Raw genomic sequence first — 18631 nt, forward strand, 5'->3', positions numbered from 1 at the left:
TTCCGCAGGTTGTCGAAGAGGAGCACTAGTTCACGCAAGCTAGTATCGGTACTTGTGCATTGATTTCGGGCAAGGATAAAAAATGTCAATAAAGTTCTAAAATGGAGTATTGTCTTAGATAGAATCAACAGTAAAAATGAATAACCTAAATATTAAAGACCTCGACCACTTAGGAATCGTAGCGGGAATTATAGATGAAATGGGTTTAGTAGAAATTATCGATGAGGAAGTGGGAACTCATCCTCAAGAAAAGCTCAGTGTAGGTACAATAGTAAAAGCAATGATATTAAACTGCTTAGGATGTATCAATGCTCCGTTATATTTGTTGAGTGAGTTTTTTAAAGGAAAAGCATTAGAATACCTATTAGGAGAAGGAATAAAAGCAGAAGATTTAAATGATGACAAGCTAGGAAGGTCATTGGATAAGGTATTTGGAGTGGGGGTAAAAAACCGGTTCACGAAAATAGTCCTAAAAGCGGCAGCAATCTTTGGAATAGAACAAAAGTCAAAGCATTTAGACTCAACCTCAATGTCTGTACAAGGGAAGTATAAGGAAAGGATAGAAGATGAGGAAGACGAGCAGACAAAAGCCATAAAAATAAAATTTGGTTATTCCAGAGATAAACGACCAGACCTAAAACAGTTTATGTTAAATATGATATGTAGTGGAGATGGTGGTGTCCCTCTCTTTATGCAATTAGGAGATGGCAATGAATCGGATAAAAAGGTGTTTCCCCAGATAATCAAAGACTGTCAAGAAAGGTTGAATATGGAAGGTTTATCGGTGATGGATGGAGCTTTTTATACGGCGGAAAATGTGGGCATGGCGAGGTCAATTCAATGGTTAAGTCGTGTCCCTCTGAAAGAAGCCACTGAGACTTTGGCAAATATATCAGAAGACCAATGGCAGCAGGGTGAACAGGACGGTTATCGTTGGCAAGTGAGGGCTTCGGAATATGGGGGTGAACAGCAACGATGGCTTGTGGTCGAAAGTGCTCAACGTCTCCAGTCCGATAATAAAGCTATAAGTCAAAAAATTGAGAAAGCCGATAAAGTTGTCAAAAAAGAATGGCAGAAACTTTGTGGACAGAATTTTGCTTGTGAGGCCGATGCTCTTACTGAGGCTCAACTCTGGCCAAAAACCTTGACTTATCATCAACTCAGTCAAGTTGAGGTTCAGACTATTCCTTACTATGCCAAGGGAGGAAGACCGAAACAAGGGGCTACCCCTCTCGGTTTTCATTACCGCTTAACTGGGCAATTAAGCCTTGATTCCTCTTGCTTGGAAGCCGCATCTAAACGGGCTGGACGTTTTATTTTAGCTACTAATGTTCTTGATTCTCAGGTTTTGAGTCCCGACCAGATGTTGGCTGAATATAAGGCTCAACAAAACACCGAGCGCGGCTTTCGCTTTCTCAAAGACCCTTTCTTTTTTGCCTCTGCTCTTTTTCTCAAGAATCCTCAACGCATTATGGCTTTGATGATGATTATGGTTGTCTCTTTATTGGTTTATACTTTGGCACAACGTCGCCTACGACAGGCTTTGGCTCTTGCCCATCAGACTATTCCTAATCAAAAGGGTAAACCGACCGCCATTCCCACTCTGCTTTGGGTCTTTCAGTCTTTTCTGTTTATCCGTTGGTTAGAGATTGACGGCATTCAAACTATCGTTAATTTGACCTCCAAACACAAACATATTCTTTCCTTTCTTGGCTCTTCATGTCAAAAGTACTACTTTGTCTCTTGACTTACCTGCGGAATGTGGGCTAAAAGTAGTCGGATACGTTGGTAGGACTCATCTAAAAGCTGTAAAACGGTGTGAAACAAGAAAGCCAGTAAATTTAAGGTGAGCAAAAAGGTAGCAAGATGGTGGTCACCATGTCCAAAATTGTGTTCTAGATGGTAGCCCTGAGTCTTAAGAGTATTATGGTTCTCATTTTCGGTTTTCCAACGAGAGCGAGCGACACTGACTAACTCAACAATGTTATCGGCTTGGGGAAAAAGGTCGGTAATCCAATCGTTGTGAAAGAGAACCTGACCGTCAGAACGGCGAGTAACAGTGACCTCAAACCAATGGGGTGCGACCTTTAGTTGATAAAAGCTGTTGTAATCAGGGTTCTACAGGGAACCCATATTGATCAAGTTTTGCCCAAAATTGACTCCATCGTTCCTTCGTCAATACCAAAGCTCGTAGGCTCAAAATAATTCCTGCTCCTTTTTCCTTCCATCGCATCCCTGAACAACATAATCGTTGTTTGACCAACGTCTTACAAGCTGCTTCCATAACACCTGAACCAATCGGATACTTTTTCTCTATGTATTCAGCATAATCCATTTGATGCTGATGATTCTCGTAATAAGTAATCGCCGCTTGTAGTTTCTCGGTAAGATTCTTAGAATGACTTTTTTCTTCTTTGACTTCTTTCATCAGATTTAGCAGTTCTCCTGCTTTTCCTTTTTCATGCTTGAGTTCTCGACAATTTTCAGTCAACCATTCTTTTTGTTTTGACACGGTATTCGGATGCAACGCTTCTGCCAAGGCACCTAAGTAACCAGAGGCATGATAGAAATCTAATATCTGTTCTTCCGTTTGCTTTTCTAAAAACTTCCAATTTGATTCTGCCCCGTCTGCTATCCCGACCAATGTTGCCTCTGGATAACGGTTTTTCGCTCGCTCAATTTCTCTTTCTAATCTTTCTAGAAAACTCTTTTTTCCATACTCTGGTGCCGCACCTAGATAGATTGTATGTTGACGTTCGCCTTCACTATCGTATAGGGAAACGGTTCCCACCATTGCTTCACGGTAGCCATCCTCACACATCAGCATACAGGTTCCATCTAATCCTATTCCCACTGTTGCAATTTGGCTATCCTCCTTGGGCGGGGCATAACTCCACGCTTCTTCTTTTGCCTGTACCACACTTCCTACTGCTTCACTCAATCTTTGGATATAGGATAGCGCTACTTTTCTACCATGATTTTCTAATAAATCATTTTTCACCTCTTTGCCTGCCATCCCTGACATTTTTGAGGATACCTGTTTTGCCAATAATGGCGTTGATGTTATGATTATCCTTGCTTCTCTTTCTAAGGGGCAATACGTTTTTCCTCAAAGGTGAACGCTGATATACATGACGATTCACTATAACCTCACCATAAGGTGTTTGATATTCTTTCGGTTGCTCTCCCTTACTCTTCCAGATTTCTTCACCGATTTTTAAGGGTGAACCATCTGTATCTAAATATTTCAAGGCTTCTTTGCTGGCGATGCAACCTACTTCGTTTAAGCCTTTTTGAATATTTATTTCTGTATCCAACATTGAACGACTGAGTTCTAATGTTAGTTCTATTTTTATCTTTGAACCCTCTACATTAATTAGTTTTGCTGTCATCATTATTTCCTCTTTGTCACTTTTCATCCCATGTTAACACTTTTCTTTTCCTTCATCAACTAAAGGTCACACCCAACCAATGAGTATTGAGGGCGGCGGAACCATCTCTTAGGGGCAAGTGATAAGTCCAACGATAATGATAGTCATGCCAATCTCGACCATGACGACGACGCTCATGGAAAGAGTAAACTTCCCCAATCTTCTCGGCATAGTCCAAAAACTCATAGAGAGTAGGGTGAGATTCAGGCAAACAGACAAAGAGATAGTGAAAGTGGTTTTGAAGAGCCTCTTCGCACATCGGTTGACGACTATAGAGGTCATCCCCCAATCATAGTAACGCTAAACGGGTCAAAGAATTCTCGATGTCTGTGGAGCCAGCAATTCTCAGTTTTAGACACAGCAAGCCTTTTAGGGATTTAAAGAACATTTAAAAGGGGTTTTTGGGGCAATCCTAGGTGTACTATTGTGCCTAAAAGCTTGAAGACTCGTAAAATGAACTTGTTAATCCCGTTGAATTTTCCCCCGTATTACGCGAACTAAAACCTGAAACCCTTGCTACAGCGCAAATTTAGAATTGCTGTACAACAGAGCAGCAAATTGCCTTAAGGGCAAAAATAGTGCTTCTGGCAGATGAGGGAGAAAATAATCGAGAAATTGCTAGAAAATTAAAAATCAGCCGAAAAATGGCAAGTCAATGGAGAGAAAGATGGATAGCAGGACAGAAAAGTGAAATAGAAATAACAGAAAGAATCAAAGATGCTGAACGTAGTGGAGCACCCGCCAAGTTTAAACGCGAACAAATCTTGAAGTTGTTCAAATTAGCCTGTGATGACCCAAAGAATTATGAGCGTCCGATAAGTCACTGGACAGGACGAGAATTAGCCGAGGAATTAGTAAAGCAAGGAATAGTGGAAAGTATATCTCCTCGACAGGTAGGAAGATTATGGGAAGAAGCAGATATTAAACCCCATCAGTCAGGATACTGGCTGAATCCCCCCCCTGACCCAAATTTTGGGGAAAAAGTGAATGATATCTGCCAAGCCTATGAGAGTGCAATTTTAGGAGAGGAAAAGGGAGAAAAGACTATTTCTCTAGATGAAATGACGGGAATTCAAGCATTAGAGCGGAAAGCACCAGACCTTCCGATGTCTCAGGGGAAGATTCAAGGTCGAGAATTTGAATATATTCGTCACGGCACTCAAACGTTAATAGCCAGTTTTGATGTGGCCAAGGGTCAAGTAATCTGCTCTACAGTCGGAAATACTCGCACAGAGGCAGACTATTTAAGCCATATCCAAAAAACCATTGCCACCAGCCCTGATGTAGCAAAATGGTACTTGAGCATGGATTGCCTAAATACCCATCAGTCAGAATCTTTGGTTCGCTATGTAGCAGAATTTGAGGGACTTAATCTTGAATTAGGAGAGAAGGGCAAGAGTGGCATCCTTCAATCAATGGCGAGTAGAGCAACTTTTCTCAGTGACCCCAATCATCGAATTGTTTTTCACTTCACACCGAAGCATTGTTCATGGCTCAATCAAATTGAGATTTGGTTTGGTATTTTAATGCGTAAGTTACTGAAACGAGGAAATTTTCTCAGTCAAGATGATTTAAGAACGCAAATTCTTGAATTCATCGACTATTTTAACCGCACTATGGCGCATTGGTGTCAACTTAAGCCAAAAGCCTTACTAAATAAGGATCGTAGGATGGATTATGCGATGCTAATCCATCATCAATCAACGATTAATCAAGCGTTATAGTTTCTAATCCTCCGAAATAAGGCTCAACGGCTCGTCATCAAACGGTTCCAAAGCCTTAATTAGCAAGAGTTACACGTTAAGTTGACACGGATGACTATGGCGAAGCCCTTTCGATGGACGTATCGGGGGAAGGTTTTGGCTGCTTAAATTTTATAGCACCCAAACTTACGCCTTGGACTACTAGGGCTTTTATTAGCAATTATAACTGTTTTAGCTTATAGCCAAGATGAGGGTGATCGCCGATCAGTATGTCTCTGTTTCAAACGCGATCGCTCTTAATTATCTATAAAATTGTTCTCTTGAGTTGTTTGTAGATTTCATCATCATTTCGTTTGTCAATCAGTAAGATTTCTAGGGTTTGCTCCTCAACGCGATAAACAATCCGATATTCCCCCACATCTGCTCTGTGGTAAGGGTAGCCTTTCAACTTGAGAGAATCTTGAGGATACGGATTTGCCCTCATTTCATTGATTTTTGTTGCTACTTGTTTAGCGTGTTTATCTGGCAGTTTTTTCAAGCGTTTAGTTGCTTGTCGAGATAGATTGATCTTAAGCATTTAAAATTTCTGATAGTAAAGTTTCACTTTCTACAGTTCCGATGAAACCTTCCTGATGAGCATTTTCTGCTTTTAAGGCCAAAAGTTGATTTTCTAAATCTGAAAATCTCTCAAATTCTTCGATTGACAAGACAACGGCGACACTACGTCCTTTTTTGGCGATCTGGACTGGCTCTCTACGGGCTAAGTCTAACATTTCACCAAAGCGATTTTTGGCTTCTGATGCTCCCAATGTTTTCATAATTATCAGTCCTAAAAAGTTTATGGGCTATTATGACCATTTTAGCTATTATAGCCAAAATGAAGGCGATCGCTCTTTATCATCTGCAAAGCCGTTTCCAGCAAAAACTATCTATTTCAGCCAAATGTGTGATACTGAAAAAGGTTAGTTCAATCTGGCATACCTTGATTCTTCATGCAATTTGAGTGGGATGAAGCGAAAAATATTGAAAACATTCGTAAACATGAGATTGATTTTGCTGATGTTCCCACGATGTTTGACGGAAAAATGCTGATTGAGCTAGATGATCGTTTTGACTATGGCGAAGATCGCTGGTTTGGAATCGGTTTTCTCGGTTCTGGAATAGCAGTAGTAGTCTGGACAGAACGTCAACAGAATGTCTTCCGAATCATTTCAGCACGAAGAGCCAACCGTCATGAGCAGAAACGATTTGAACAGTACCTCTCGTACTAATTGGACTGCATTGGAGTCAAGGTCAGAAGAGAATATTGACTACTCGGATATTCCACCTCTGACAGATGATTTTTTTGAACGAGCTACTTTATGTATCCCAGCAGAGCAAGCGCAGGACTTGGTTCAGCTTGATCCAGATGTGAAGCAATGGTTTCAGGCTCAAGGAGAACAGTATAAAACTTTAATAAACAGTGTTCTACGCCAATACATAGAAAGCATCCAAACTCAGCGACGAGCATGATTGGTAATGTTGCAAACCTGTGGATTGATTTTTTGAATTGTAGTGAATTAAGCTATCAGGGAATGACTTATCTACAGATTTAGAACACTACCTCCTAGAACATCAAAGACAACTGCATAGTCGCAACGGTAGGGATAATCTTCAAACTCTATTCGGTGCCATCAAAATACCTAGTGACAATCAAATCCGCAATATCCTGGATAAAATCAAAGCCAATTCGTTATTTGTGGTGTTTAGTGACATTTATCAACTACTAAAGACCAGAGGAATATTGACTCGGTATGAGGTGTTAGACAAGCAATTACTAATTCCGCTAGATGACACAGAGTATTTCTCCTCCCAAAATATCCACTGTGAGCAATGTTCCCATCGAACCCATAAAAACGGGACAGTGACTTACTTTCATTCGGCAATTTTACCTGTAATTGTCTCACCTCAGCAAAAAGCGGTGATTAGTCTTGACCCTGAATTTATTACTCCTCAAGATGGGTAATGTTGCAAACCTGTGGATTGATTTTTTGAATTGTAGTGAATTAAGCTATCAGGGAATGACTTATCTACAGATTTAGAACACTACCAAACGTTTAAAGTAGCTGGTTGCAATTAAATATAAAACGTGGGATGGGCATCCTGCCCGTCCACAGGCTAGAAGCCTGTTCCACCATCTAACAATTAATTCAGCCCACTTACTTAATTGAGATGCAAAAGGTGATTCTTTAGAGAATTTTACGTCCCGTTAATAATCCTCTCACCTCTAACATGGCGGAATAGGTGGGTATGATGTGCAGGGTTTCATCGTCAGGGGTTAGCTCTAGGGCCCGTTGCACAGCAGTAGAGAGATCTTCTTCAATGATCAATGTAAAGTTTTCATTATTATTAATTTGCTCACGGCTATATTCGAGTCGTAAGGCCAGGTCATAAACGCGATCGCCACTGACAATAAAAGTTCCCCCCAGGGCAACCAATTTTTCGGTATCCACATCCCAAATCCAAGAGACATCCGTACCGTCAGGAATGCGATCGTTTAATACCAACAGGGTCGTTGAAGATTTTCCAGCCGCTTTAATATCATTGACAGCGCGAATAGTTTCATTCATACCGACGGGATTTTTCGAGAGTAAAATACGAATATGCTTACCGTCAACAGTTAATTCTTCTGCACGACCGAAGGCAGCTTTAAAGCTTTTTATATTATCAAAAATTTGTTCGTTTCCGATCCCTAACTGCTGGGCCACCAAACCGGCAGCCAGAGTATTGTACTTGTTATAAACGCCAATTAGAATCTGGGGCCATTCACTACTATGGAAAGCGGGCTGACTCTTACTAAAACCACAGCTAGGACAGCTAAAGTCTCCTAAATGGGAAAGGTAAACCCCACGATAATCCAAGGGATGACCACAACTAGGGCAGTAAATGGAATCTACGGCATGGGGAATTTCTTCTAGATAGAGTTTCGGTTCATTCAAGCCAAAATAACAGACCCGTTGCTTAAGGCGTTGGCCCAGGTGAGAAAGGGTAGGATCATCCGCGTTTAAGACAATGGTGGTTTCGAGAGGGAGAGGCGCGATCGCCGTTTGCCAGCGTTGACTAATGGTATCTACCTCTCCATAACGGTCTAACTGATCTCGAAAAAGATTTAGAGCCAGGATCACCCTGGGCTGACATTCCCGCAATACCAGAGGCAAAATATTTTCATCGACTTCCAAAATGGCGTAATCCGTTTTCAACTGTCCCACCAAATTGGCATCGGCCAATAAAGCCGTAATCAGACCATTAATGAGGTTAGCTCCCGTTGCATTATGGGTCACTTTGACCCCCTGATCTTCTAAAATCGTTCTCAAAAGTAGGGAAGTCGTGGTTTTACCGTTGGTTCCTACGACTAAAATAATGCCCTGTTTCACTTGTTCAGAGAGTAACGGCAGTAAACGAGGATGAAGACGACGGGCAATTTCTCCGGGCAATACACTGGCGGCCCCTAAACGCAACCACCGTACCAAGGTTGTCACTGCTTTAGCCACTCCGACGGCTACCCCCAAACGAATTCTATCCAATAGCTGCATCTGTTAATTCAACCCCCTGATTGCAAATCCATGAGTCAGTTTAATCGTTTTAGCCCACTAAATTACCGAATTTAACTCGTTTACCTGACGTAAGAACTCCGCTTGAAATAGCTAAAATCTTTTTGCCGGCGTTTTCTGTTCTAGAGAATGGAGTGCATCGGTGAGATTATTTCTAAAGACATTCCAAGAAAAGTTTTCCTCAAAGGCCGTCAGCGATCGCTGCTGCATAGCAAAGTAACTTTCATCCGTTAGTTCTAAGATTCCCGTTAGTAAATTCGTCCAATCCTGGTGCTGAAAATTAAAACCGCAGCCAGTTTTCTCAACCAATTGAGCCGTATCTCCTTTAGTAGAATTAAGCAAGGGTAAACCATGGGCTAAATATTCTAAGGATTTATAGGAAATAGCAACTTCTGTGGAAGGGACATAACCGTTATAGCCAAAATGACAACGTTTAAATTCCTGATCCTTAATCTTGTGATCAAAACAAATCCCATAAAATTCAGAACTAATCTGGAGAGACTCAAGATTTTGCTTGAGATAGTTTAGTCTTTTGCCTCCCCCAATGACTGACAAATGAACTTTTCTAAACTGCTGTAACTCCACCAAAATGCTAATCAGGGACTTGAGATCATTAATGGCATTAATTGAACCGAGATAGAGAATATAAAGGCAATCTTGCAAGGAACTACGATGAAAATTTCTGAACCGATTATCAATGGGATGAGTTGTTCCCATTAAAACAACCTTACATTTCGATAAAGGCAAAGCTAATTTAGACTTGAAATAAGCAGATTGGGAGATAACAAGGTCGGCTTGGCTAAATAACCAATTACGGATCGGTCTAGCGGTCAAATAAAAGAAAAATTTAACCCCAGGATTGATCAAACGAGGCAGAGGAAAGGCTTCTGGCCAGAGATCAACGACATCCAAAATAACGGTCTTTTTCCATAAAAATTTGTATAGTAAAGCCACGATCGCCAACTCATTGGGAGGGACACAAAAATAAATAAGTTGTGTGTGTTTTAAATCTTGCTTAAAAATAATTTTGGCACAAAATATCCAATAGGAGAATATTCTCATCAGGGAGATATTGCGACTATAGTGAGGAACTCTAACTGCCTGAAAATCCCGATTATAAAACTCCACAAATTGCTTTTTGTGATGACTAAAGTTAGCACAATAAACCACAACATCCATTGGATAGGTGCCTTCTTTCAGGGTTTCATAGACCATGAGAGGGCGAGAATTTTTACTGCCTTCTATAAAGTCATAGCTAATAATGGCAATCTGAGTGAATTTTGAAGACTGATTCATGAATAGATTTGGTGGCTATCAATTGGGGAGAACTTCTTGGATACAGGTTAGTTTTTATAAAATTTGATTATAAAGGTAAAAAATTAGCCTGAAATTTGTTCAATACAACTCCTTTCCTAATGAGCATTGGCAAAAGCACTGGAAAGAAAGGGCAAAATTTGCCGATTTTTGGCATTTTCCTTGCCTTCTGTAAACACAACTAAAAGGTAGGGATCTTGATTGGGGATTTCAATATAGGCGCAATCATGGCGGACTTGACTTGTCCAGCCGGCTTTTGACCAAAGATGGGCATTTTTCGGTAATGCTTCCCCTAAAAAACCAGTGACTTGATTTTCTTCACCCGCATCGGGAGGAGACACTTTCAGATCACGATGTAATAATGCCATCATTTGTTGCGATCCCTGGGAGGAAACTGCCACTCCACCAATAATACTATGCAGTAAACGGGCCATAGCATCCGTTGTTAAGCAATTGCGATTATCCAATAGTTCGCCCACAAAAGCTCTTTCTCGTCCATAGGGGCCGTCTCCCCAGGTTTTTTGATTGACATTAATCCCATTTAATTCTTCCCAACCGAGGGATTGAAAATAACGATTGACTAAATTGCGCTGATGTTGCCAAGTTTCAAAAGGGCCAGAAGATAGTTCTGGCCCACTCGTTGTTCCCGTCAAAGTATCTACCACTAAACTGGTCGCATCATTACTGGAATCTCGGATCATATCTCGCATTGCCCGTTGTAATTCTGGTGAGTCGCTGACCATTCCCCCCTCTAACCATTCCGCGATCGCCACTAAGTAAAATAATTTAACTAGACTGGCGGGATAAATACGTTCAAAACCCCGATAGGAAAATCCTCTCACCCCATATTGCCAAAACTCTGCGGCGGAAATAGCTCCTCCCGTATTAACAATGACTGGGGGATCATAGACAATCCAGGTAAGGGCAATTTGATCTTGCTTGAGACTGGGAAAAGCCTGCCAAGCACTTTCCAAAATGGCATGAGCAACTCGACTCAAGGAATCATCGGTACGAAAAAAAGGCATAACCCGTTAACTCTAAAAATCAGTTGCTAAAGAAGTTTTTCGCAATCATAACAGGTTTCAGGAATGCCTCTCACCGCAAAGCAATAAAAAAAGGAACAGTCTTGCGCTTACTGCTCATATAGCTATAGATTTATGGAAAATTCCCTGAACAACATTTTAAGCTTCATCAATCTGAAACTCGAAGAAGTTCAGGGTCACAACTATTGATTTGATCGCTATTTTTTTAAGCCGTTACAAAAGGATTAGCAACCGCTAGAGGCGAGTGAATCCGGCGTAGATTCGCTCCTAATTTGCGGAGTTTGCCTTCAATATCTTCGTAGCCGCGATCCATGTGTTTTAAACCTTGAATAACCGTTGTACCTTCTGCGGCTAATCCGGCAATGACTAAGGCCGCTGAGGCACGTAAATCGGTGGACATCACGGGGGCACCAGACAGCAAAGGAACCCCTTGTACGATCGCCGTATTGCCCTTAACGCGGATATTGGCCCCCATGCGCTGTAACTCAGCCACGTGCTGTAAGCGATTTTCAAAGACGGTTTCTGTCACCAGACTATTGCCTTCACTCACTGCCAATAGGGCCATAAATTGGGCCTGCATATCTGTGGGGAAGCCTGGATAGGGTAAGGTTTCAATATTGGTTGCTTTTAAGGAAGAGGGTAGCAGACGTACCCGATCGCGGTCTTCCACTACGACTTTAGGGCCAATTTCCCGTAATTTGGCGATCGCCGAGGCCAGATGCTCCGGTACAACCGGATAAAGACTAATTTCAGAGTGGGTAATCGCCCCCGCACAGAGAAAGGTTCCGGCTTCAATGCGATCGGGAATAATGGGAAAATCGGTCGTATGCAGTCGCTCAACCCCGTCAATCAAGATAGTATTGGTTCCGTCTCCTTGAATTTTGGCTCCCATCGAACGACAGAAATTGGCTAAATCAACAATTTCCGGTTCCTGGGCTGCATTTTCGATCATCGTTTCCCCTTCTGCCAGGGTCGCAGCCATCATAATGGTTTCTGTCGCTCCGACGCTGGGATAATCAAGATAAATTTTTGCCCCCGTTAAACGACGACGATTGCCCTTCACGGAAGCATGAACCACACCTCGCTCAATCCTCACATCCGCACCCATCGCCTGTAAACCCCGCACGTGCAAATCAACGGGACGGGCACCGATCGCACAGCCGCCTGGTAAAGGCACTTCCGTATGACCCAGACGAGCTAAAAGCGGGCCAATGACAAAAAAACTAGCTCTTAGTTGAGAAACTAATTCATAGGGAGCTTGAAAATGTCCTACATCACGGGCATCAATATCTAATACATCGCCATTACGCTTTGATTTAACCCCGATCGCCGACAAAATCTGGCACATACGGTCAATATCCGCCAAACCAGGTAAATTTTGTAAGCGGCAATCATCCGAACAGAGAATCGTCCCCGCCATAATCGCTAAGGCTGAGTTCTTCGCGCCACTAATGCGAACTTCCCCTTTCAGAGAAGCGCGGCCATAGATTTCAATGACAGGCTGCGATTCATCCGTCGAGATAGCGGTAGGCTGATAAGTAGAATTAATGGTAGGAGCCTCCAGTAATTATAGAAATTTGACTATTTAAGGAAAGTTTGCTTGTATTTTACCGAAAAGTGGTTGGTTGTCTAGGGAATTTTAGTCATTTATTGCTAGAACGATTGAACGCCGAGCGATTTTGTCTTTTAAACTCTTGACTTTAAACACGGATTACGTAACTATAGTAGATCGGTTATCTAACCTATATCTAACCGAATGACCAGCGGAACTGGCGGAATTGGTAGACGCGCTAGATTCAGGTTCTAGTGTTCGCAAGGACTTCCGGGTTCAAGTCCCGGGTTCCGCATTATTAATATTTCAGATTTAGAGTGTCCAGAAAACTGACAAGCTCAATCTAGAACTTTCTCCTTATTTTATTTGTTAACGTGTCTAGGCCGACTCTCATCACTAGTCTCCAAAATCCCCTGGTTAAAGAGATTCGTAAACTTCACCAGACAAAAGGACGACGGGAACAAAATCGGTTATTAATAGAAGGAACTCATCTGATCGAGACTGCTTACCAGGCGAATTGTTCCTTTACAATTTTTATCTATACGAACGATTGGCAAGCAAAAAATTCCTTACTTTGGCAACAGGTTAGTCAATGCTCCGAACATTGCGTGCAAGTTAGCCCTGAAGTATTAAGCACCTTGGCCACAACCGTTAATCCTGATGGTGCGATCGCCACCTTAAACCGCTCCCAATTCCTCCCCTGCTCCCTACTTTCCCCATCCTCCCCATCTCCCCGACTCACCCCATCTCCCCCAACCTTGGGCCTAATCCTCGAACGACTCCAGGATCCGGGCAATTTAGGCACGATTATGCGTACCGCAGTGGCAACAGGAGTAGAAGCTTTATGGGTCAGCGAAGATACCGTAGAGTTAGATCATCCCAAAGTGTTAAGAGCGTCGGCGGGCAGTTGGTTTAATTTACCCAAAACGACTTGTCCTGATTTACCGCAATTGTTAACTCATTTGCAACAGCAGGGTCTTCAGGTGATTGCCACCTTACCCACAGCCCAACAATGTTATTGGGATCTGGATTTTTCCCGTCCTTCGGTGCTTGTTCTGGGCAATGAAGGTAATGGCTTAAGTGCAAAGTTAACCGCTTTGGCCGATCAACGGGTACTGATTCCCCAACGTCAAACGGTTGAATCTCTCAATGTGGCGATCGCTGCTTCGGTCTTGCTTTATGAAGTGCAACGGCAAAGATGGCAAAATTCCCAGGGATCGGACTGATTGATATGAGATATGATGCGCGGTGATCGCTCTAAAATTGCCAGGCTCAGGCTTTATGTCCTTATCTGCTTCTCGAAAGGCTCGTTGGTCGCTAGAAAAAGTCCCTCATTTTCAGCTTTTGCTCATTGCCCTTTTTTTCGGGTTAGGGTTAATTGGGATTCTCAACCATGCTATGTGGCGAGACGAATTAAATGGTTGGTTGATTGCCCAATATAGTCCAAACCTAGGCACATTTTGGCAAAATATTCGCTATGAAGGTCATCCGATTCTTTGGTATGCCTTTCTTTATCTTTTAAATCAAATGACGGCCAATCCGGTGGCCATGCAATTATTCCATTTAGGATTAGCAACGGCCAGCACCAGTTTATTTGTCTGTTATGCACCCTTCACTCGTTTACAAAAATTATTATTTGTGTTGGGTTATCTGCCGCTTTATGAATATTTAGTGATTAGTCGTAATTATGCGATCGCGGTTTTAATTTTATGGGCCATTTGTGTCTGTTTTCCCACTCGTCAAAAAAACTATTTCATTCTAGCGATTTTATTAGCTCTACTGGCCAATACCAATGCCTACGCGCTGTTAATTAGCTTGAGTTTAAGCTTGACCCTCATGCTTGAATTTTTACTGCGACATCCCCTGAAATTAGAACTAAATGCTAGTTTTTTAAATCGAGGTATTAGTTTACTGATTATTCTAGTAGGAGTTATGCTTGCGGTTGCGCTGCTTATTCCACCGGCTGATAGTAATTTGCAAGGGGGAGCAGATCAATGGTTTTTTAACTGGGATTTCCATCGTTTTAGCCAATCCCTAAGCCGTATTTGGAATAGTTATATTTTGGTTTTAGTGCCGGGCGATGCTAAACCGCTAGATGTTTTTCTGTTTGCTATTTTGTCGGTTGGTATTTTCAGTTTTTGTGTTACCTTCTTTTGGGATTATCCCATTGTTTTAGCTTTTTATAGTTGCGGAACGGGAAGTATTTTACTTTTTACCTATCTTAAATTTTTGGGTTCAGCGCGACATTATGGTCATTTATATTTAATTTTAATTACAGCTTTGTGGCTCAAAAACTACTATTCTCCTAATCGTTTATTATCTTCTTTTACAGATTCTAGTTGGATCCCCCCTGCCCCCCTTAAAAAGGGGGGTGAGAATAGTAGAGATGATCAGGGGGGTGAAAGTAGTGGAGATAATAAGGGGGGTGAGAATGGTGGAGATGAGCAGAGGGGTGAGAATAGTGGAGATAATAAGGGGGGTAAGACCAATAATATAGTTAAAAAACTTTCCCGTTGGCAGGGTTGGGTTAATCGTCATTTTTTGACCTTTTTAATGATCTTGCTTTACTGTCAATTGGTTTCTGGTTTGGTGGGTTATATTCGAGATTTAACACTACCTTATTCTGCTAGTCGAGCCACAGCCCGTTATCTCCAAGCGCACCAGCTTAATCAGTTTTCCTTAGTGGGTAGTGAGGATTTTACCATGACTCCTATTAGTGGCTATTTAGGACAAAAAATTTATTATCCTGAGAGTCAAAAAATGGCAAGTTTTGTTTTATTTAATCGGCAACGACAGCCCGTTAATGATCTAGAAACGCTTCAGCAAGTACAAGCTAAGTTAAAAGAGTCCTCACCTGTTGTATTAATTCTCAATCATCCCCTAGAGACTTCGTTACCCAGCTTAAAAATTAAACCGGTTGAGAAGTTTACCCATAGTTTTATTGGCAATGAACAATATTATCTCTATCTTATTCAGTAAATGCTTGTCTAGGAAGATGCAATGATTTGACCACTATATTGACGACGAGTGGCGATCGCCACTCCCAAGACAGAAAGGGTCAGAATACCGGCTAAATAAAGAGGGTAAGCATAGGTTTCAGGATAAGCTTGGTGAATAAGCATTCCGGCAATAACGGGGCCGAAAGCATTAGAAACACCGAGATAGGAAGAATTTAAACCCAAGACCATGCCCTGATCCTCTGAGTTACTATTGAGTGAAATCAAAGCACTGATCATTGGTTGTACGAGGGAATTAAAAAGCGAAAAAGCAATACTAACGATAACAAAGTAAATAACATTAGGCCAAATTGGCATAAACAGAAAAGATAGGCCCCGCACCAATAATCCTAAAAATAGAATTTTCACTAAACTCAATTGGCGAGTGAGTAGAGAAATTCCCCCAGTTTGCATAATCACCCCTAAGATACCAAAGGTTAAAAACATTAGTGTTAGGGATTGACTATCTTGATGAAGAACGTGGATAAAGTAGGGTTGAAAGGCATAGGTAAAAATAGTGAAAGTTGTGCCAGTTAGGAAGTTGATAATTAATAAAATGCCAATTCTTGGAAACATCAAACCTTTAACTAAATTACCCAATCCTAAATCAAAAATATTATTCGCTTTTTTTGCTTTTTCTTTTAACGTTTCGGGTAAAAAAAGCAGGGTTAAAACAAAAGCGATTAGGGCAATAAACGATGAACAGAGGAAAGCTGCTCCGAGGGAAATCTTCTGAGCAAAGAGACTAATGACGGGGCCAAGCACAAAGCCTAATCCGAAGGCGGCTCCATTGATACCAAAGGCTTTAGCTCGATTTTCTGGCGTTGTGACATCGGCAATTACGGCTTGAGCAACGGAGGCATTGCCGCCGGTTACACCATCCAAAAAACGGGCAAAAAAGAGCAGACTAGCGGTAGTTGCTGTGCCAGCCAAAAAGTTAGCAATCACAGTTCCTCCTAAGCTGATCAATAGTAAGGGTTTTCGTCCCCAACGATCCGCCAGTTTGCCAATGACGGGAGTGGCAAAAAATTGAGCAAAGGAGTACATCGAGAATAGTAAACTGGTTTGAAAATCATTCAGCCCAAACTGTCTGCCATAAAGATAGATAACTGGGATCAAAATCGTCATGCTCAGAGAATTGATCAAGGAAATTAAGGCAATAATCCAAAATTGACGATTCATTATGATAGTTTGGGTTGAGTTTTTCGCTTAATAATAATTACCGACTTTGCGGTGATGAACAGCCGTTAGGGCTTCGGGCTTAGAGACCCGACCAGTACTAACTTTGCTATAGACAATCCAGTGATCACTACATTCTAAACGACTGACTACTTCACATTCTAAATAGGCGAGGGCTTCCGTTAAAATAGGAGAACCGTTGACCGCTAATTGGGTACTGACTCCTGCAAATCGATCAGCACCAGGCGGAAATCGTTTGAGGAAATGCTTCATTAAGCGTTGATAATTGCCCTCTTCAAGAATATTTAAAACAAAGCGATCGCCGACTTGCATAAGGGATTCAATCGCCCGATCTTTAGCCACAGCAACGGTAAAACCTGGCGGATCAAAACTGGCCTGAGCAACCCAGGACGCTAACATGGCACTTTTCATCTCGCCCTTAGTAGCCGTAATAATATACAGCCCACCACTGAGACGACCAACCGCTTTTTCCAGATCATTATCTAGAGATTTTAACTGTTTAATTTTGCTAGTTTGAATGAGGGTTTGTCCGAGGTCAGTTCCCGATTCTTCACAGAGTTGATAAATCGCTTCTGTGGGTAATTCTTTGACTTTGATACTTGGAAAACCAGGACTTAAACCCACTTCTCGGAATTTAGTTAATAGGGGATCAAGGGGTTCATCATTGCCACCGTAGGATTCATAAAGTCCAATCAATTGTTTAGTTTGGGCCGCCGCTAGAATCGTTCCCAAATTGGTAGTAATTTCCCCACTGTTTTCTCCGGCTAAGGGAGGCATTCCTAAGACGATCGCGGCAGAACGGTTGACAATTTCCTGCACTTCTTGGGGATCGGCAGAACCTAAATCCACTGTTTCCACCCCAACCCCCGTTTTCGTAATCCCCTTGGCGATACTCTGGGAAAGGCGATCGCTGTAACCATAGTCAGCAATATAGAAGACCACAACGGATTTTTCGGCTTTGGCTTGGGACTGACTCCAATGGCGATAGCGGGCCAATAATTCTGTCACATTATGTTGTAGAAGTGGCCCATGACCATTGGCGACAATTTGAATTGCACCTAGATCATCCATCCGTTTCATCGCCGCTAAAACAGAACGGGCGTTAGGGCCCATCAAACAATCATAATAAAAGCGATAATCCGGTTCAATTTTGCTTAAATCTTCATCAAAAAGTGTGTCAGAACAATAGTGCATTCCAAAGACATCACAGGTATATAAAATCTGGGTTCCCTGGTCGTAGGTCAGCATAGTATCGGGCCAATGCAAATTGGGCGCACTAACAAATTCAAGCACATGGCCTTGACCCAAATCCAAAGTATCTCCACTTTTAACCAGTCGTCGTTCAAAGGGCTGATGGACAAAATTATCTAAAAACTGGATCGCAACCTTAGAACCCACCACTGTGATCTGGGGAGCCAATTGCAATAAATCTTTGACTAAACCGCTATGGTCTGGTTCGGTATGGCTAATCACCAGATAATCAATGGCTTGGGGATCAATTAACCCTGTGAGGGTGTCGAGGTAAAGTTGGCGAAATTTTTCATGGGAGCTATCGACTAAGGCGATTTTGTCTCCCCGAATCAGATAGGAATTATAGGTTGTCCCATTCTGTAAGCCGAATTCAATGTCAAATCGATCTCGATCCCAGTCTAGAGAACGCAGAACCGTTGTGTCAGGGGCGATCGCTGCGGTTTGGATGGTGAGTCGCTTTTCCGCTTTGAGGGACGTTGAAACCATAACTTTCCTCCGAGTAAATAGCCAGTAAATGGGGGAATGGGGGGATGAATCCTTAGTCCTTAGTG

Annotated in this window: 16 protein-coding genes, 1 tRNA gene and 2 pseudogenes; 8 read left to right on the top strand and 11 right to left on the bottom strand. The window is 42.0% G+C overall.

The genetic code is table 11. The annotated features are described in order from the left end of the window. The first annotated feature begins 136 nt into the window (after positions 1-136). Positions 137-1747 (top strand): IS1634 family transposase, encoded by a 1611-nt coding sequence (locus KA717_14185; GenBank protein UXE63641.1) that lies wholly within the window; start codon positions 137-139, stop codon positions 1745-1747. On the opposite strand, the pseudogene KA717_14190 reads toward KA717_14185, so the two are convergent. The 3 genes and pseudogenes from KA717_14190 to KA717_14200 form a co-directional block, all read right to left on the bottom strand. Continuing rightward, positions 1732-2076 (bottom strand): annotated as a pseudogene (locus KA717_14190) (ISNCY family transposase). The gene KA717_14185 and the pseudogene KA717_14190 overlap by 16 nt on opposite strands. Before the next feature lie 34 nt (positions 2077-2110). Next, positions 2111-3392, bottom strand: a pseudogene (locus KA717_14195) (ISKra4 family transposase). A 55-nt stretch (positions 3393-3447) separates the two neighbouring features. After that, complete coding sequence (locus tag KA717_14200; GenBank protein UXE63642.1) at positions 3448-3720, bottom strand: hypothetical protein; 273 nt, start codon at positions 3718-3720, stop codon at positions 3448-3450. A gap of 289 nt (positions 3721-4009) precedes the next feature. Here KA717_14200 and KA717_14205 point away from each other — a divergent pair, with 289 nt between their 5' ends. Next, positions 4010-5155, top strand: coding sequence for an IS630 family transposase (locus KA717_14205; GenBank protein ID UXE63643.1), 1146 nt, complete (start codon positions 4010-4012; stop codon positions 5153-5155). A 283-nt stretch (positions 5156-5438) separates the two neighbouring features. Here KA717_14205 and KA717_14210 read toward each other — a convergent pair whose 3' ends face one another. Both KA717_14210 and KA717_14215 read right to left on the bottom strand, forming a co-directional pair. Continuing rightward, the gene (locus KA717_14210) at positions 5439-5711 is read right to left on the bottom strand and encodes a type II toxin-antitoxin system RelE/ParE family toxin (protein UXE63644.1); all 273 of its coding nucleotides are present in this window, start codon (positions 5709-5711) and stop codon (positions 5439-5441) included. Continuing rightward, complete coding sequence (locus tag KA717_14215; protein ID UXE63645.1) at positions 5704-5952, bottom strand: type II toxin-antitoxin system Phd/YefM family antitoxin; 249 nt, start codon at positions 5950-5952, stop codon at positions 5704-5706. The genes KA717_14210 and KA717_14215 overlap by 8 nt, the downstream gene beginning before the upstream one ends. A 174-nt stretch (positions 5953-6126) precedes the next feature. On the opposite strand from KA717_14215, the gene KA717_14220 reads away from it, so the two are divergent. The 3 genes from KA717_14220 to KA717_14230 all read left to right on the top strand — a co-directional run bounded on the left by KA717_14220 (position 6127) and on the right by KA717_14230 (position 7139). Continuing rightward, positions 6127-6405, top strand: coding sequence for a BrnT family toxin (locus tag KA717_14220; protein ID UXE63646.1), 279 nt, complete (start codon positions 6127-6129; stop codon positions 6403-6405). A 10-nt stretch (positions 6406-6415) separates the two neighbouring features. Next, positions 6416-6646 carry a BrnA antitoxin family protein gene (locus KA717_14225; protein ID UXE63647.1) on the top strand — a complete coding sequence of 77 codons (231 nt, stop codon included), beginning with the start codon at positions 6416-6418 and terminating at the stop codon, positions 6644-6646. Positions 6647-6875: 229 nt separating this feature from the next. Next, the gene (locus KA717_14230) at positions 6876-7139 is read left to right on the top strand and encodes a hypothetical protein (GenBank protein UXE63648.1); all 264 of its coding nucleotides are present in this window, start codon (positions 6876-6878) and stop codon (positions 7137-7139) included. A gap of 223 nt (positions 7140-7362) precedes the next feature. On the opposite strand, the gene KA717_14235 is transcribed toward KA717_14230, so the two are convergent. The 4 genes from KA717_14235 to murA form a co-directional block, all read right to left on the bottom strand. Continuing rightward, complete coding sequence (locus tag KA717_14235; protein ID UXE63649.1) at positions 7363-8706, bottom strand: Mur ligase family protein; 1344 nt, start codon at positions 8704-8706, stop codon at positions 7363-7365. Positions 8707-8817: 111 nt separating this feature from the next. After that, a complete protein-coding gene (locus tag KA717_14240) occupies positions 8818-10020 on the bottom strand; it encodes a glycosyltransferase (protein ID UXE63650.1) in 1203 nt (400 codons plus the stop codon). 116 nt (positions 10021-10136) lie between these two features. Continuing rightward, entirely contained in the window at positions 10137-11063 is a 927-nt protein-coding gene (locus tag KA717_14245; GenBank protein ID UXE63651.1) for a class A beta-lactamase-related serine hydrolase, read from the bottom strand. A 223-nt stretch (positions 11064-11286) separates the two neighbouring features. Beyond that, positions 11287-12630 carry a UDP-N-acetylglucosamine 1-carboxyvinyltransferase gene (murA, locus tag KA717_14250; protein UXE64662.1) on the bottom strand — a complete coding sequence of 448 codons (1344 nt, stop codon included), beginning with the start codon at positions 12628-12630 and terminating at the stop codon, positions 11287-11289. Positions 12631-12844: 214 nt separating this feature from the next. On the opposite strand from murA, the gene KA717_14255 reads away from it, so the two are divergent. The 3 genes from KA717_14255 to KA717_14265 all read left to right on the top strand — a co-directional run bounded on the left by KA717_14255 (position 12845) and on the right by KA717_14265 (position 15612). Then, positions 12845-12928 (top strand) — tRNA-Leu (locus KA717_14255). 79 nt (positions 12929-13007) lie between these two features. Then, entirely contained in the window at positions 13008-13859 is an 852-nt protein-coding gene (locus KA717_14260) for an RNA methyltransferase (protein ID UXE63652.1), read from the top strand. 22 nt (positions 13860-13881) lie between these two features. After that, positions 13882-15612, top strand: a complete 1731-nt coding sequence (locus KA717_14265; protein UXE63653.1) for a hypothetical protein — start codon at positions 13882-13884, stop codon at positions 15610-15612. An 8-nt stretch (positions 15613-15620) separates the two neighbouring features. Here KA717_14265 and KA717_14270 read toward each other — a convergent pair whose 3' ends face one another. Next, positions 15621-16757: an MFS transporter gene (locus tag KA717_14270; protein ID UXE63654.1), complete on the bottom strand. Its 1137-nt coding sequence runs from the start codon at positions 16755-16757 to the stop codon at positions 15621-15623. 81 nt (positions 16758-16838) lie between these two features. Continuing rightward, on the bottom strand, positions 16839-18566 hold the full coding sequence (locus KA717_14275) for a diflavin flavoprotein (protein UXE63655.1): 1728 nt from the start codon (positions 18564-18566) through the stop codon (positions 16839-16841). Positions 18567-18631: the final 65 nt, after the last annotated feature.

Origin of the sequence: Woronichinia naegeliana WA131, assembly GCA_025370055.1 — a bacterium.
In the GTDB taxonomy this organism is placed as follows: Bacteria; Cyanobacteriota; Cyanobacteriia; order Cyanobacteriales; family Microcystaceae; genus Woronichinia; species Woronichinia naegeliana.

Bases quoted from the DNA above. Each gene is read 5' to 3' on its own strand.
- KA717_14185 (UXE63641.1), top strand. From the start codon at position 137: ATGAATAACCTAAATATTAAAGACCTCGACCACTTAGGAATCGTAGCG.
- KA717_14210 (UXE63644.1), bottom strand. From the start codon at position 5,711: ATGCTTAAGATCAATCTATCTCGACAAGCAACTAAACGCTTGAAAAAA.
- KA717_14215 (UXE63645.1), bottom strand. From the start codon at position 5,952: ATGAAAACATTGGGAGCATCAGAAGCCAAAAATCGCTTTGGTGAAATG.
- KA717_14220 (UXE63646.1), top strand. From the start codon at position 6,127: ATGCAATTTGAGTGGGATGAAGCGAAAAATATTGAAAACATTCGTAAA.
- KA717_14235 (UXE63649.1), bottom strand. From the start codon at position 8,706: ATGCAGCTATTGGATAGAATTCGTTTGGGGGTAGCCGTCGGAGTGGCT.
- KA717_14240 (UXE63650.1), bottom strand. From the start codon at position 10,020: ATGAATCAGTCTTCAAAATTCACTCAGATTGCCATTATTAGCTATGAC.
- KA717_14245 (UXE63651.1), bottom strand. From the start codon at position 11,063: ATGCCTTTTTTTCGTACCGATGATTCCTTGAGTCGAGTTGCTCATGCC.
- KA717_14270 (UXE63654.1), bottom strand. From the start codon at position 16,757: ATGACGATTTTGATCCCAGTTATCTATCTTTATGGCAGACAGTTTGGG.
- KA717_14275 (UXE63655.1), bottom strand. From the start codon at position 18,566: ATGGTTTCAACGTCCCTCAAAGCGGAAAAGCGACTCACCATCCAAACC.